Source organism: Wenjunlia tyrosinilytica (assembly GCF_014646055.1).
In the GTDB taxonomy this organism is placed as follows: domain Bacteria; phylum Actinomycetota; class Actinomycetes; order Streptomycetales; family Streptomycetaceae; genus Wenjunlia; species Wenjunlia tyrosinilytica.
Genome location: NZ_BMMS01000021.1, coordinates 45636 through 59843, shown reverse-complemented (window position 1 = coordinate 59843; position 14208 = coordinate 45636). Strand labels below are relative to the sequence as shown.

11 protein-coding genes are annotated in these 14208 nt (G+C 70.6%); 9 read left to right on the top strand and 2 right to left on the bottom strand.

The window, feature by feature from the left end; translation table 11 throughout:
* Positions 1 to 111: 111 nt before the first annotated feature.
* From IEY86_RS23080 to IEY86_RS23045, 8 genes are all read left to right on the top strand, one after another.
* Positions 112 to 1626 (top strand): gamma-aminobutyraldehyde dehydrogenase, encoded by a 1515-nt coding sequence (locus IEY86_RS23080; RefSeq protein WP_189133735.1) that lies wholly within the window; start codon positions 112 to 114, stop codon positions 1624 to 1626.
* Between the two features lie 29 nt (positions 1627 to 1655).
* The gene (locus tag IEY86_RS23075; RefSeq protein WP_189133734.1) at positions 1656 to 2885 is read left to right on the top strand and encodes a polyamine ABC transporter substrate-binding protein; all 1230 of its coding nucleotides are present in this window, start codon (positions 1656 to 1658) and stop codon (positions 2883 to 2885) included.
* Positions 2886 to 2928: 43 nt separating this feature from the next.
* A complete protein-coding gene (locus tag IEY86_RS23070; protein ID WP_189133733.1) occupies positions 2929 to 4080 on the top strand; it encodes an ABC transporter ATP-binding protein in 1152 nt (383 codons plus the stop codon).
* Entirely contained in the window at positions 4077 to 5006 is a 930-nt protein-coding gene (locus IEY86_RS23065; RefSeq protein ID WP_189133732.1) for an ABC transporter permease, read from the top strand. The genes IEY86_RS23070 and IEY86_RS23065 overlap by 4 nt, the downstream gene beginning before the upstream one ends.
* The gene (locus IEY86_RS23060; protein ID WP_189133731.1) at positions 5006 to 5803 is read left to right on the top strand and encodes an ABC transporter permease; all 798 of its coding nucleotides are present in this window, start codon (positions 5006 to 5008) and stop codon (positions 5801 to 5803) included. The genes IEY86_RS23065 and IEY86_RS23060 overlap by 1 nt, the downstream gene beginning before the upstream one ends.
* Before the next feature lie 33 nt (positions 5804 to 5836).
* Positions 5837 to 7231 carry an NAD(P)/FAD-dependent oxidoreductase gene (locus IEY86_RS23055; RefSeq protein ID WP_189133730.1) on the top strand — a complete coding sequence of 465 codons (1395 nt, stop codon included), beginning with the start codon at positions 5837 to 5839 and terminating at the stop codon, positions 7229 to 7231.
* A 137-nt stretch (positions 7232 to 7368) separates the two neighbouring features.
* On the top strand, positions 7369 to 7818 hold the full coding sequence (locus IEY86_RS23050; RefSeq protein WP_189133729.1) for a hypothetical protein: 450 nt from the start codon (positions 7369 to 7371) through the stop codon (positions 7816 to 7818).
* A 193-nt stretch (positions 7819 to 8011) separates the two neighbouring features.
* Positions 8012 to 9523 carry a CoA-acylating methylmalonate-semialdehyde dehydrogenase gene (locus tag IEY86_RS23045; protein WP_189133728.1) on the top strand — a complete coding sequence of 504 codons (1512 nt, stop codon included), beginning with the start codon at positions 8012 to 8014 and terminating at the stop codon, positions 9521 to 9523.
* Here IEY86_RS23045 and IEY86_RS23040 read toward each other — a convergent pair.
* The gene (locus IEY86_RS23040) at positions 9495 to 10181 is read right to left on the bottom strand and encodes a phosphatase PAP2 family protein (RefSeq protein WP_229698682.1); all 687 of its coding nucleotides are present in this window, start codon (positions 10179 to 10181) and stop codon (positions 9495 to 9497) included. The two genes, IEY86_RS23045 and IEY86_RS23040, sit on opposite strands and share 29 nt — an antisense overlap.
* Positions 10182 to 10512: 331 nt before the next feature.
* Entirely contained in the window at positions 10513 to 11862 is a 1350-nt protein-coding gene (gabT, locus tag IEY86_RS23035) for a 4-aminobutyrate--2-oxoglutarate transaminase (protein WP_189133726.1), read from the bottom strand.
* Positions 11863 to 12110: 248 nt separating this feature from the next.
* On the opposite strand from gabT, the gene IEY86_RS23030 reads away from it, so the two are divergent.
* Positions 12111 to 14207 (top strand): type IV secretory system conjugative DNA transfer family protein, encoded by a 2097-nt coding sequence (locus tag IEY86_RS23030; RefSeq protein ID WP_189133725.1) that lies wholly within the window; start codon positions 12111 to 12113, stop codon positions 14205 to 14207.
* Position 14208: the final 1 nt, after the last annotated feature.

Sequence of the window (14208 nt, the reverse complement as noted above, 5' to 3'; positions counted from 1 at the left end):
GGCAACTACGGAATCCCTTGTTGAGGTGAGGTCATTCTGTCAGGATCAGCCATCATCTCCGCTGAGAGCCACACCCCGCACAGCCACCCGTACAACCGAGGAGTACGCGCAATGGACGACCGGCAGGATGTGAGTGCCCGGTTCGCCGAAGGAGCCCAGTACATCGGGGGACGGCTTCGCGACGGCTCGTCCGGGGTGCGCCACCACGTGGTCGACCCGGCCACCGGTGAGGCGGTCCTCGGCTTCGAGCTCGCCGGTGCGCAGGACGTGGAGGAAGCGGTCGCCGCGGCCAAGGAAGCGCTGCCCGGCTGGGCGGGCGCCACTCCCGGTGAGCGCTCGGCCGCGCTGACCGCGCTGGCCAGGGCCATCGACGCGCGGGCGGAGGAGTTCGCCCGCACCGAGACCCTTCAGTGCGGCAAGCCGATCAAGCTCTCCACCGAGTTCGACGTGCCCGGCACGGTCGACAACGCCGCCTTCTTCGCGGGCGCCGCCCGCAGCCTCGAGGGCAGGGCCGCGGGCGAGTACTCCGGCGACCACACCTCGTACGTGCGCCGTGAGCCCATCGGCGTGGTCGGCTCCATCGCGCCCTGGAACTACCCGCTGCAGATGGCCGCCTGGAAGATCCTCCCGGCGATCGCCGCGGGCAACACCATCGTCCTCAAGCCCTCCGAGCTGACCCCGCTGACCTCGGTGATGTTCGCGCGGGCCGCCAAGGAGGCGGGCATCCCGGACGGCGTGGTGAATGTCGTGACCGGCGCCGGACCGGACGCCGGGGAGCGCCTGGTCGGCCACCCGGACGTGGCCATGACCTCCTTCACCGGCTCCACCGCCGTGGGCCGCCGGGTCGCCGAGATCGCCACCCGCACCGTCAAGCGGCTCCACCTCGAGCTGGGCGGCAAGGCCCCGTTCGTGGTCTTCGACGACGCCGACCTCGAGGCCGCCGTCAACGGGGCGGTGGCGGGTTCCCTGATCAACACCGGCCAGGACTGCACCGCCGCGACCCGCGCCTATGTGCAGCGCCCGCTCTACGAGGCATTCGTCTCCGGCGTCGCCGACCTCTTCGGCCAGGTCCGCCTCGGCGACCCGTTCGACCCGAGCACCGACCTCGGGCCGCTGATCTCCCAGAGCCAGGCGGACCGCGTGGCCGGATTCGTCGACCGGGCCCGCTCCTACGCGACCGTCGTCACCGGCGGCGGGGCCCCCGGCGGCGAGCTGGCCAAGGGCGCGTACTACCGGCCGACGCTGGTCACGGACGCCGCCCAGGACAGCGAGATCGTGCAGAAGGAGATCTTCGGACCCGTACTCGTCGTCCTGCCCTTCGACGGCGACGACGAGGCAGTGGCCCTGGCCAACGACACCCCGTACGGCCTGGCCGCCTCCGCGTGGACCCGCGACGTCTACCGATCGCTGCGCGCCACCCGGGAGATCAAGGCGGGATGCGTGTGGGTCAACGACCACATCCCGATCATCAGCGAGATGCCCCACGGCGGCTGCAAGGCCTCCGGCTACGGCAAGGACATGTCGCAGTACTCCTTCGACGAGTACACGCAGATCAAGCACGTCATGCAGGACACGACCGGTGTCGCCCGCAAGGACTGGCACCGGACGATCTTCGGGGACAGATAGCCGCGAGCCGGCCGGAGAGGGCTGTACGTATGGAGAGTTTCGAGACCCTGTCGCCGCCGGTGCGCGCGGCGATGGAGCGCAGTCTGACCTCGGGGCGGGCGGCGCTGACCCGCCGGTCCCTGGTGGGCGCCTGCGGCGCCGCGCTCGGCCTCGGCGCGATCAGCGCCTGCGGCATTCCCGCCGCGACGAGCACCAACAGCGGGAGCACCGAGGACAGGTCCGACAAGGAGAAGGTGCTGCACTTCTCCAACTGGCCCCTGTACATCGACGTCGACGACAAGGACGAGAACCTCCGGCCCTCCCTGCGCGCCTTCAGCAAGCAGACCGGCATCAAGGTCGACTACACCGAGGACATCAGCGACAACGACGCGTTCTTCGGCAAGATCAAGCCGCAGCTCGCCGCCGGACAGGACACCGGCCGCGATCTGATGGTGCTCACCGACTGGATGGCCTCCCGGCTCATCCGGCTCGGCTGGGTGCAAAAGCTCGACCCGGCCAACATGCCGCATGCCTTCACCAACCTCGACCAGCGCTTCCGCAACCCCGCCTGGGACCCGGGACGCGCCTACTCCTATCCGTGGGCGGGCATCCAGACGGTCATCGCCTACAACGAGAAGGCCACCAAGGGCAAGAAGATCACCAGCATCTCCCAGATGCTGAGCGAGTCCTCCCTCAAGGGCCGGGTCACCATGCTCACCGAGATGCGCGACACCGTGGGCCTGACCCTGCTCGACATGGGCGTCGACCCGGCCAAGGTCACCGAGGACCAGTACGACGCCGCGATCGCCCGCATCCAGAAGTCCGTGGACAGCAAGCACATCCGCAAGTTCACCGGCAATGAGTACGGGCAGGAGCTCGCCTCCGGCGACATCGCGGCCTGCGTGGCATGGGGCGGCGACCTCATCCAGCTCCAGGCGGACAGCCCGCACATCAAGTACGTCGTCCCCGACGCCGGCTACATGACGTCCACCGACAACCTCCTCGTCCCCGCCAAGGCCAAGCACAAGAAGAACGCCGAGCGGCTCATCGACCACTACTACCGCCCGGACGTCGCCGCCGAGCTCGCCGCCTACGTCAACTACGTCTCACCGGTACGGGGAGCGCGCGAGGAACTGCTCAAGCTCGACAAGGAGGCGGCCAACAACCCGCTGATCCTCCCCGACGCCGCCATGGCCGCCAAGGCGCACGAGTTCCGCGCCCTGACCGCCGAGGAAGAGAAGCGGTTCGAGCAGAAGTTCTCCAAGCTCATCGGCGCCTGAACCACGGCCTGAACAAGTGCCTGAACGAGAGATGTCAGCAACCATGAACGCATCTTCCGGTGGCGAGGTCCGCCTCACCGGCATCAGCAAGACCTACGGCTCGTTCACCGCCGTGCACCCCCTCGACCTGACCGTCCCCCAGGGCTCGTTCTTCGCCCTGCTCGGCGCGTCCGGCTGCGGCAAGACCACGACCCTGCGGATGATCGCCGGTCTTGAGCGGCCCACGTCCGGCACCGTCCTGCTCGGCGACAAGGAGGTCACCGGCCTGCCGCCGTACAAGCGGCCGGTGAACACCGTCTTCCAGAACTACGCGCTCTTCCCGCACCTCGACATCTACGAGAATGTCGCGTTCGGTCTGCGCCGCCGCGGCGTCAAGTCGGTGAAGAAGCAGGTCGACGAGATGCTCGAACTGGTGCAGCTCGGCGGCTTCGCCCGCCGCAAGCCCCAGCAGCTCTCCGGCGGCCAGCAGCAGCGTGTCGCCGTGGCCCGCGCCCTGATCAACCACCCCCAGGTCCTCCTGCTCGACGAACCCCTGGGCGCCCTCGATCTCAAGCTGCGCCGCCAGATGCAGCTGGAGCTGAAGCGAATACAGACCGAGGTCGGCATCACCTTCGTCCATGTCACGCACGACCAGGAGGAGGCCATGACGATGGCCGACACGGTCGCCGTGATGAACGCGGGCCGCGTCGAGCAACTCGGCGCCCCAGCCGACCTGTACGAGAACCCCGCCTCGACGTTCGTGGCCAACTTCCTCGGCCAGTCCAACCTCATCGAGGCCGAGATCACCGGCAAGAGCGGCGGCGACCTCCTCCTCAAGGTGGGCGACGGGCGCCTGGCCCTGCCCGCCGAGCGGTGCTCCGCGCGCAGCACCGAGGTGGGCACCCGCGTGCTGGCCGGGGTGCGCCCGGAGAAGATCACCCTCGCGCACGCCGACGACACCGACGCGATCGACGACGGCCGCAACCGCATGAACGGCACGATCGTCGACTCCAGCTTCATCGGCGTCTCCACCCAGTACGTGGTCTCCACCCCCGCCTGTCCGGAGCTGGCCGTCTTCGAGCAGAACGTCGAGCGCGACCACCGGCTCATCCCGGGCGCCCCGGTCGTCCTGCACTGGAACCCCGCGCACACCTTCGGCCTCGACGCCGGGCAGGACATCGAGGCGGGCACCGCGGACCTGGAGGCCGACCAGTGACGGCCGTCGCACAGGCGCCCGCGCCCGTCAAGCCGGCGGATCCGGAGAGGTCCCCGGCGGCCCGGCGCCGACGCAGGGTGCCCTACCTGCTGCTCTTCCCGGGCCTGGCCTGGCTGCTGATCTTCTTCGTGGCGCCGATGATCTACCAGGCGTCCACCTCGGTGCAGACCGGATCCCTGGAGAAGGGCTTCAAGGTCACCTGGCACTTCGCCACGTACACCGACGCCCTGACCGAGTACTACCCGCACTTCCTGCGCTCGGTGCTCTACGCCGGGAGCGCGACCGCGCTGTGCCTGCTGATCGGCTACCCCCTGGCGTACACCATCGCCTTCCGGGCCGGACGCTGGCGCAATGTGCTCCTCGTCCTGGTCATCGCCCCGTTCTTCACCAGCTTCCTGATCCGCACCCTGGCCTGGAAGACGATCCTGTCCGACGGCGGGCCCGTGGTCTCCGGCCTCGACACCCTCGGCCTGCTGGACCTGACCTCCTCCATCGGGCTGACCGAGGGCCACCGCGTCCTCGCCACGCCCCTGGCGGTCGTGTGCGGTCTGACGTACAACTTCCTGCCGTTCATGATCCTTCCGCTCTACACCAGCCTGGAGCGGATCGACCCACGGCTGCACGAGGCCTCCGGCGACCTGTACGCCAAGCCCCTGACCACATTCCGCAAGGTGACCTTCCCGCTGTCCATGCCCGGCGTGGTCGCGGGCACCCTGCTCACCTTCATCCCGGCGACCGGCGACTACATCAACGCCGAACTGCTCGGCACGACCAACCAGAAGATGGTCGGCAACGTGATCCAGTCGCAGTTCCTGCGGGTGCTCGACTACCCCACCGCGGCCGCGCTGTCCTTCATCCTCATGGCGGTGATCCTCGTGATGGTCACCCTCTACATCCGCAAGGCGGGGACGGAGGAGCTCGTCTGATGCCCGTCGTCAACTGGATCCGGCGGCACCTGGTCGTCATCGCGGGCGCGCTCGCGCTGGCCTACCTGATCCTGCCCAACGTCGTGGTGATGGTCTTCTCCTTCAACAACCCGACGGGCCGCTTCAACTACGAGTGGCAGGCGTTCTCCACGGACGCCTGGACCAACCCCTGCGGCGTCGCCGACATGTGCGACTCGCTCTCGCTGAGCCTGCAGATAGCCGTCTACGCCACCGTCGGCGCCACCGTGCTCGGCGCCATGATCGCCTTCGCGCTCGCCCGCTACCGCTTCCGCGGCAAGGGCGCGACCAACATGCTCATCTTCCTGCCGATGGCGATGCCCGAGGTGGTCATGGCCGCCTCGCTGGGGACGCTCTTCCTCAACATGCGCATCCCGTTCGGCTTCTGGACCATCCTCATCGCGCACATCATGTTCTGCCTGAGCTTCGTCGTCACGGCGGTCAAGGCACGTGTGATGAGCATGGACCCGCGGCTGGAGCAGGCCGCCCAGGACCTCTACGCCACCCCGGCGCAGACGTTCTTCCGGGTGACCCTGCCCCTGGCCGCCCCGGGCATAGCCTCCGGCGCGCTGCTCGCCTTCGCCCTCTCCTTCGACGACTTCATCATCACCAACTTCAACGCCGGCTCGACGGTGACCTTCCCGATGTTCGTCTGGGGCTCCGCACAGCGCGGCACGCCCGTCCAGATCAACGTCATCGGCACCGCGATGTTCGTCGTTGCGGTGCTGTGCGTCCTCGTCGGCCAGGTGCTGGGCAGCAAGCGCAAGGCCCGCGCCTGAACGAACCACCGATCCCGACAAGGGTGATAGTTGATGGACCCAGCCCGTTCTCTCGTCGACGCCTCGCCGACCGTCTTCTGGCTGGAGGACCCCGGCAGGCCCAGGGCGCGGCCCGCGCTGGTGGGGGACGAGCGCTGCGACCTGCTGGTCGTCGGAGGAGGCTACTGCGGGCTGTGGACCGCCCTGATCGCCAAGGAGCGCGACCCGGGGCGGGACGTGGTCCTGGTCGAGGGCAACGAGGTGGGGTGGGCGGCGTCCGGCCGCAATGGAGGCTTCTGCGCCGCCAGCCTCACCCACGGCTTCGACAACGGCCTCGACCGCTGGCCCGGTGAGATGGACACCCTGGAGCGGCTCGGCCGCGAGAACCTCCAGGCCATCGAGGACACCGTCGCCGAGCACGGCATCGACGCCGAGTGGGAGCGCACCGGCGAACTCGACGTGGCCACCGAGTGGCACCAGGTCGAGTGGCTGCGCGAGGCCGCCGAGGAGGCGGCCAGGCACGGGCGGGGCCCGGTCCTGCTCGACCGCGACGAGGTGCGCGCCGAGGTGGACTCGCCGACGTTCCTGGCGGGCTCCTGGGACAAGGACGGCGTGGCGATGGTGCACCCGGCCAAGCTCGCCTGGGGGCTCAAGCAGGCATGCCTGGACCACGGTGTCCGGATCTACGAGCACACCCGCGCCACCGGTCTCGCCTCCAACGGCGGCGAGGTGGCCGTGCGCACCGACTACGGCCGGGTCTTCGCCCGCCATGTCGCGCTCGGCACCAATGTCTTCCCGTCGCTGGTCAAGCGGGTGCGCTCCTTCGTGGTGCCGGTCTACGACTACGCGCTGGTGACGGAGCCGCTCACCGACACGCAGATGTCCGAGATCGGCTGGAAGAACCGGCAGGGGCTCGGCGACAGCGCCAACCAGTTCCACTACTTCCGCCTCACCGCCGACAACCGGATCCTGTGGGGCGGCTACGACGCGGTCTACACCTACGGCGGGAAGGTCGGCGCCGAGCACGACCAGCGCCCGGAGACCTTCCGGCGGCTGGCCGAGCACTTCTTCACCGCGTTCCCGCAGCTCGAAGGGATGCGCTTCACCCACGCCTGGGGCGGGGCCATCGACACGTGCAGCCGCTTCTGCGCGTTCTACGGCACCGCGCACGGCGGGCGCGTCGCCTACGCCGCGGGCTTCACCGGACTCGGGGTGGGCGCCACCCGGTTCGGCGCCGATGTGATGCTCGACCTGCTGTCCGGGGAGACCACCGAGCGGACCTCGCTGGAGATGGTGCGCAGCAAACCGGTGCCGTTCCCGCCGGAGCCGCTGCGGTGGGCGGGCATCGAGTTGACCCGCCGCTCGCTGGCGCGGGCGGACCGGCGAGGCGGCCGCCGCAATCTGTGGCTGAAGTCGCTGGACCGGCTGGGCATGGGTTTCGACAGCTGAGACGCGGAGCCGGTCCGGGCGGACAAGCCGGCGCGGGCCGGCGAACCGCGCGCGAGAACACGCGTAATGAAACGTCCCGACCTGGCTCTTCCCTGTGCCACATCGGTGGCAGGGGGCGGGAGCAAGGGGGGCGCGCCATGGACGGCGCCGGGGCGGGAAGCGCGGTGGAGTGGCTGGTTTCGGCGGCTGCGGATCCGCAAGGGTGCCGGTGGGAGTGGGAGCGCAACCCCCTGGGGGTGACGCTCCTGCCCGCCGGGCGGATATGGGATGTGCTGATCCTTCCGGCGAGGCTCGGCTACCCCACGTTGGACGTGCTCACCCGGTGTGTCACCCACACCGGGCCGGTCCTCGCCGACTTCGGGGACTCGCGGATGGGCTTCTTCGTGCCACCGGGCACGGTGGAGCGGTGGATCGGCACGGGGGTGCGGGGCGCGGGGCGGGGCACCTGGATCGTGGTGCCCTACCCCGGCCGCAGCAGCGGGGGAGTGCGCTGGCTGGTCCCGCCGGACGGCTCGGGCACCCTCGTGGACCCGGTGATGCTGGAACTGTCGATGCACGAGGCGGCGGCCCGGCTGGCCGGACGGTGATTCCGGCCGGTGCGCACTCGCCGGTGGCCGGACGGTGATCCGGTGGGCGGGCATCCACCGCGGGGACCAAGGTGCCATTCACCGGGGGGCCAAGGTGTAAGGCCGGACGGCACACGAACGACAGGTTGGTGGTTGAGGGGGCGGGGCAGCGCTGACGAGACTGGGAGTCAGTCTCGAGAGGAAGGCCCACGCCGTGACGTCTGCAGGCAAGCACATCACCCACTGGATCGCAGGCCGGACCTGGTCCGGCACCGCCGAGCGGCGTGGCGACGTCTACGACCCGGCCACCGGCAAGGTGTCGGGACAGGTGGACTTCGCGTCGATCGCCGAGGTCGACCAGGCGGTCAGCGCTGCCGTCGAGGCGTTCGCGACGTGGCGCAACACCTCCGTCGCCAAGCGCGCGAACGTACTCTTCGCCTTCCGGGAACTGCTCAACTCGCGCAAGGAGGAGCTCGCCTCGATCATCGTGTCGGAGCACGGCAAGGTGCACTCGGACGCGCTCGGCGAGATCGCCCGAGGGCTCGAGGTCGTCGAGTTCGCCTGCGGTGTCCCGCAGCTGGTCAAGGGCGGCTTCACCGAGAGCGCGTCGACCGGCGTGGACGTCTACTCGATCCGCCAGCCGCTCGGCCCCGTCGCGATCATCTCCCCGTTCAACTTCCCGGCCATGGTGCCCATGTGGTTCTTCGCCATCGCCATCGCCACCGGCAACACCGTGGTGGTCAAGCCCTCCGAGAAGGACCCCTCCCCGGCGAACTTCCTCGCCGGGCTGTGGAAGGAGGCCGGGCTCCCCGACGGCGTGTTCAACGTCGTGCACGGTGACAAGGTCGCCGTCGACCGGCTGCTGGAGCACCCCGACATCAAGTCGGTCAGCTTCGTGGGGTCCACCCCGATCGCCCGCTACGTGTACGAGAACGGCACCCGCTACGGCAAGCGCGTCCAGGCCCTCGGCGGCGCCAAGAACCACATGCTGGTCCTGCCCGACGCCGACCTCGACCTCGCCGCGGACGCCGCCGTCAACGCGGGCTTCGGCGCGGCCGGCGAGCGCTGCATGGCCATCTCGGTGCTCGTGGCCGTGGACCCGATCGGTGACGAGCTCGTCGCCAAGATCAAGGACCGCATGGCCAGGCTGAAGGTGGGCCCGGGCTGCAACGGCGACTCCGAGATGGGCCCGCTGGTCACCGGCCAGCACCGCGACAAGGTCACCTCCTACCTCGACGCGGGGGTCGCGGAGGGCGCGGAGCTGGCCGTGGACGGCCGCAGCCACACGATCAGCGGCGAGGACACCACCGACGGCTTCTGGCTGGGCCCGACGCTGTTCGACAACGTCAAGCCGGGCATGGCGGTCTACGACGACGAGATCTTCGGCCCCGTGCTCTCCGTCGTGCGCGCCAACTCCTACGACGAGGGCCTTCAGCTGATCAACAGCAACCCGTACGGCAACGGCACCGCGATCTTCACCAACGACGGCGGCGCCGCCCGCCGCTTCCAGAACGAGGTGGAGGTGGGCATGGTCGGTATCAACGTCCCGATCCCGGTCCCCGTCGCCTACTACTCCTTCGGGGGCTGGAAGGCCTCGCTGTTCGGCGACACCCACGCCTACGGCGCCGACGGCGTCCACTTCTTCACCCGTGGCAAGGCCGTCACCCAGCGGTGGCTCGACCCCTCCCACGGAGGGATCAACCTCGGCTTCCCCACCAACGACTGAACGGCCTCGTGGCCGGCGCGCCCGGTCCCGCCTCGGCGGGGCCGGGCGCCGTCAACCGTGCGTGGACGGCGTACAGCACGGTCAGCACCATCCCGGTCAGGCACCAGCCGGCCACCACGTCCAGCGCCCAGTGATAGCCGCACCACACCAGGGCGGGGCCGACCGCGAAGCTCACCAGCGCCGCCACGGCCGCGAACACCCGGCGGTGGTACGGCATCAGCAGGGCGGCCGTGCCGTAGCAGACCGCGGCCGTGGTGGTGTGGCCCGACGGATAGAAGCCGAGCTGGTCGGGGCCGAGAGGCCAGCCCTCGGGTCCCGTGCGGCCGATGAGCGCCTTCGCCGGTACGACCAGGGCGGGAACGACGGCTCCCGCGGCCGCGGCGACCGCGGGAGGCCACCACCAGCGGGCGGCTCCCCGGCGGCGGCGCCACCACGCGGTGTACACGGCCACGACGGCCAGGACCGACCCGGCGACGGCACCCCCGCCGAGGTCGGCGAGGAACTGGGCGAGCGGATCGAGATGCGAGCCCGCGCCGGTGGCCCTCAGCCGCGCGGCGGCGTCCCGGGCGTCCCTGTCGAGGGCGAGCATAGGCCCGTCGCCCACCACCTGACCGGTGATGAGGAGCAGGGGAACGAGAAGGGCCCCGAGGACGCACAAGAGCCGCCCCGGAACAGGGGGGAGAGTTCCGGGGCGGCTGCGACGATCGTTTTTCCGAGCGCCCCGGGGGGTGTGGGACGAACGGTCTGCCGATCGGCGGGTGGTGCCGAGGCTGGGGGCCACGGCGTCGTGCGCGAGGGCACTGCTGTGCCGGTGGTGGGGAACCACCGGCGGGGTGTCGCCCGCCAACTGCTGCGAGCTGGGTGTTTCAGCCATCTGGTGAAGACCGTACGGCAGCCGGGGCGCGGATTCGAGCCGGATCACCCGTCCACCATCATGCCCGCACAGGTTCTTCACCGAAGGGGGACGCCCCCGCCGATCAGGGGGTTCCTCAGAGGTTGCTGAAGGCGTTCTCGAGGATGTCCAGGCCCTCGACCAGCAGCTCCTCGGGGATGACGAGCGGCGGCAGGAAGCGCAGGACGTTGCCGTAGGTGCCCGCGGTCAGCACCACGACACCCTCGGCGTGGCACGCCTTGGCGAGCGCGGCGGCCGCGGCCGGATTCGGGTCCTTGGTGCCCGGCTCGACCAGCTCGATGGCGATCATCGCGCCACGGCCGCGGACGTCGCCGATCACGTCGAACTTGTCCTGGAGCGCCAGCAGGCGGCCCTTCATGACCTCCTCGATGCGCTTGGCCTTCGCATTGAGGTCCAGCTCGCGCATCGTCTCGATGGCGCCGAGCGCGGCGGCGCAGGCCACCGGGTTGCCGCCGTAGGTGCCGCCGAGGCCGCCCGCGTGCGCGGCGTCCATGATCTCGGCACGGCCGGTGACGGCCGCGAGCGGCAGACCGCCCGCGATGCCCTTGGCGGTGGTGATCAGGTCGGGCACGACACCCTCGTCCTCGCACGCGAACCACTCGCCGGTACGGCAGAAACCGGTCTGGATCTCGTCCGCGACGAAGACGATGCCGTTGTCCCCGGCGAACTCGGCGATCCTCGGCAGGAAGCCCCTGGCCGGCTCGATGAAGCCGCCCTCACCCGCGATGGGCTCGATGACGATGGCGGCGACGTTCTCCGGGCCGACCTGCTTGGTGATCTGGTCGATCGCCTGGGCCGCGGCCTCCTCGGCGCAGTTCTCGGGGCCGGTCAGCCAGCGGTAGGGGTAGGCCAGCGGCATCCGGTAGACCTCGGGGGCGAACGGGCCGAAGCCGTGCTTGTACGGCATGTTCTTGGCCGTCAGCGCCATCGTGAGGTTGGTGCGGCCGTGGTAGCCGTGGTCGAAGACGACGACGGCCTGGCGCTTGGTGTACGCGCGGGCGATCTTCACCGCGTTCTCGACGGCCTCGGCGCCGGAGTTGAACAGCGCGGAGCGCTTCTCGTGGTCCCCGGGGGTGAGCTCGTTGAGCTGCTCGGCCACGGCCACGTAGCCCTCGTAGGGGGTGACCATGAAACAGGTGTGGGTGAAACGCTCGAGCTGCTCGGCGGCACGCTTCACCACGGCCCCGGCGCTGTTGCCGACCGAGGTCACGGCGATGCCGGAACCGAAGTCGATCAGGGAGTTGCCGTCCACGTCCTCCACCACGCCGCCGCCGGCGCGCGTGACGAACACCGGCAGGACCGTACCCACACCCGCGGCGACCGCGGCGGTCTTGCGGGCCAGCAGTTCCTGCGACTTCGGGCCGGGGATGGAGGTGACGAGGCGGCGCTCCTGGGGGAGCGACGGGCCGCCGGGCAGCTCGGTCATGAGGGCACTCCTGTGGGTGGGCCTGGTGCTGGGTGGGCCTGGGCGGATTGACGGTCTTTCCCGCAGGCTACGGCGCGTGGCGGTGGACAGGCATGCGCCGATCGGTAGCAGTGGCGGGTACGGAGTTGGACGCCGCGGACAGCGCGCGGTGGCGTCCGACACGCGGGAGCGGCCTCGGCAGCGGGTTGCCGCTCCACTACATTGAGTCGCAGTTCGGAGCGGGAACGGGTGCGGAGGGACAACGGGCGATGGACGCTGGCGGCAGCCACGGCTCTCGGGAGACACACGCGAGCCCGGTCCCCCGTCCGGCGGTACCGCCCCCGGCGGGCCCACCCCCGATGCCGGGCCGCCCCCCGACGGCCCACCGCGAGAACGACGTGGCCGCCTGGGCCCACACCAAACGCGCCATCCCCGCCCCCGGCATCTTCGGCTACGCCCACACCCCAAGACCTCCGTACGACCCGAACCGGGTATCGAACCGGCAGTTGCTCAGAGGAGCGGTCCTGTCCCTGATCGCTGCCTTCGTCGTGTGGTGGGTCGTGGTGGTCAAGGACGTAGGACCGGTGTGGTGGATCGTCTTCAAGATCGCGCCGGACTCCCTCCAGCCCACCGACACCTCGTTCGTCTTCGTCTCCAACACCGTCTACCTGGTCACGGCCGTCCTGATCCTCGCGCTCTTCAAGCGGTCAGGGCGCTGGGGTGAGATCTACCGGCGCTTCCTCAAACCCCTCGGTGAGGAGATGTCGACCGCCTCCACCCCGGTGGAAGGGGATGACCAGCAGTCTCCCCCCACCGCCTGGCCGCGGTTGAGGCAGGCGGGGCAGTACGAGGCGGCCGAGCGGCTCGATGCGGAGTTGCGGGCCGGGCGCATGAACGACGTCGACTACGCCCGCCTCACCCGTGCCTGGGAAGGCATCGAGCTGCGCCCCGACCGCACCCATGCCTTCGTCGAGGCCGTGCGCCGGCACGGCGCCGGGGCCTGCGCCCACCCCTCGGGCAGCCGCGACCTGCCCGTGCGCACCGCACGCCACGACCTGGTCACCCGGCAGGTGCGCATCGGCGCCGCACCCGACCAGGAGAAGAACCCCTGGGCCCACCGCGGAGCGGGCATCGCCCTCGACCCCGGGCTCCTCGGCACCTCCCTCCTCCTCGTCGGCCCGCCCGGCTCCGGCAAGACCCGCCGGATCATCCGCCCCGTCGTGGAGGCGATGTGCCTCCAAGCCCTGTCCGGCACCGCCTGCGTGGTCGCCGTGGGCAGCGCCGACGCCGACCTCGGGCCGAATGACTCCTTCGATGTCGTCATCGCGCTCGGCGACCCCGAATCCGCCTACGACCTCGACCTCTACGGCGGCGCCGTGGATCCCGACGAGGCCGCCGCCTGCCTGGCCGAGGCACTGCTGCCCGAGGGCGAGGTGGACAGCCGCCGGGCGCAGACCGCGCTCAGCCAGGTGATCGGCCCCTTCCACGCCGCCCACGGCCGCTACCCTGCGGTCAGCGAGCTGCGGGAACTGCTCGACGGCACCCCGACCGCCCTCGCCATGCTCCGTGAGGCGCTGGACGAGGCGGGCGCCCACGGCCACCAGCGCGAACTCGACGCCCGCCGGCGGCTGCACGGGCGACCCGACGACGTGGGGCCCCTGCTGGCCGACCGGGTCGCCCTGCTGACCCGGCCGGCCTTCGCCGGGTTCTTCGACGTCTCCGGCCGCGGCCGCCCCTTCTCCCTGCGGGCGCTGGAACACCCCTTGCGGGTCCGTATCGCCCTGCCCGCACGTGCCCACGCCGAGGCGTGCCGGATCATCGCCCGGCTGGTGCTGGCGCAGTTCGCCGCGTCGGTGGCGGCCCGCGCCGACCGCTCCCTGTTCACCTGCCTGGTCCTGGACGACGCGGCGCACGCCGTCTCCGCGCAGACCGTCCGCGATCTGCAACGGCTGCGCTCCGGCAACGCCGGCGTCGTGCTGGGCCTGCGCACCCTCGACGACGTTCCCGAGTCACTGCGCACGGCGCTGCTGGGGGCGGTCGGCTGCCAGATGGCGCTGTCCGGAGTGACCACCTGGGACGGCAAGCGCTTCGCCGAGGCCTGGGGCACCACCTGGGTGGACGAGAGCGCGGTCACCCGCACCCCGGACCGCTCGGGCGGCGCCCTGCGCCGCGGCCTGCGCCTCGCCCGCAAGCTCGTCACCGGCGAGGCTGCCACCACGGAGTCCATCACCGTCCGCCAGGTCGAACGCGAACGCTGGTCCGCCTCCGAACTCGCCCACTCGGTCCCCCCCGGCCACGCCGTCCTCTCCCTGACCACCGCCTCCGGCGAGCATGTCCCCCCGGTCCTGGTGAATTTGCTGGAGTAGG

What these genes read in the sequence shown, in the direction of transcription:
- IEY86_RS23080 (WP_189133735.1), top strand. Translation starts at nt 112, where the DNA reads ATGGACGACCGGCAGGATGTGAGTGCCCGGTTCGCCGAAGGAGCCCAG.
- IEY86_RS23075 (WP_189133734.1), top strand. Translation starts at nt 1,656, where the DNA reads ATGGAGAGTTTCGAGACCCTGTCGCCGCCGGTGCGCGCGGCGATGGAG.
- IEY86_RS23070 (WP_189133733.1), top strand. Translation starts at nt 2,929, where the DNA reads ATGAACGCATCTTCCGGTGGCGAGGTCCGCCTCACCGGCATCAGCAAG.
- IEY86_RS23060 (WP_189133731.1), top strand. Translation starts at nt 5,006, where the DNA reads ATGCCCGTCGTCAACTGGATCCGGCGGCACCTGGTCGTCATCGCGGGC.
- IEY86_RS23055 (WP_189133730.1), top strand. Translation starts at nt 5,837, where the DNA reads ATGGACCCAGCCCGTTCTCTCGTCGACGCCTCGCCGACCGTCTTCTGG.
- IEY86_RS23050 (WP_189133729.1), top strand. Translation starts at nt 7,369, where the DNA reads ATGGACGGCGCCGGGGCGGGAAGCGCGGTGGAGTGGCTGGTTTCGGCG.
- gabT (WP_189133726.1), bottom strand. Translation starts at nt 11,862, where the DNA reads ATGACCGAGCTGCCCGGCGGCCCGTCGCTCCCCCAGGAGCGCCGCCTC.
- IEY86_RS23030 (WP_189133725.1), top strand. Translation starts at nt 12,111, where the DNA reads ATGGACGCTGGCGGCAGCCACGGCTCTCGGGAGACACACGCGAGCCCG.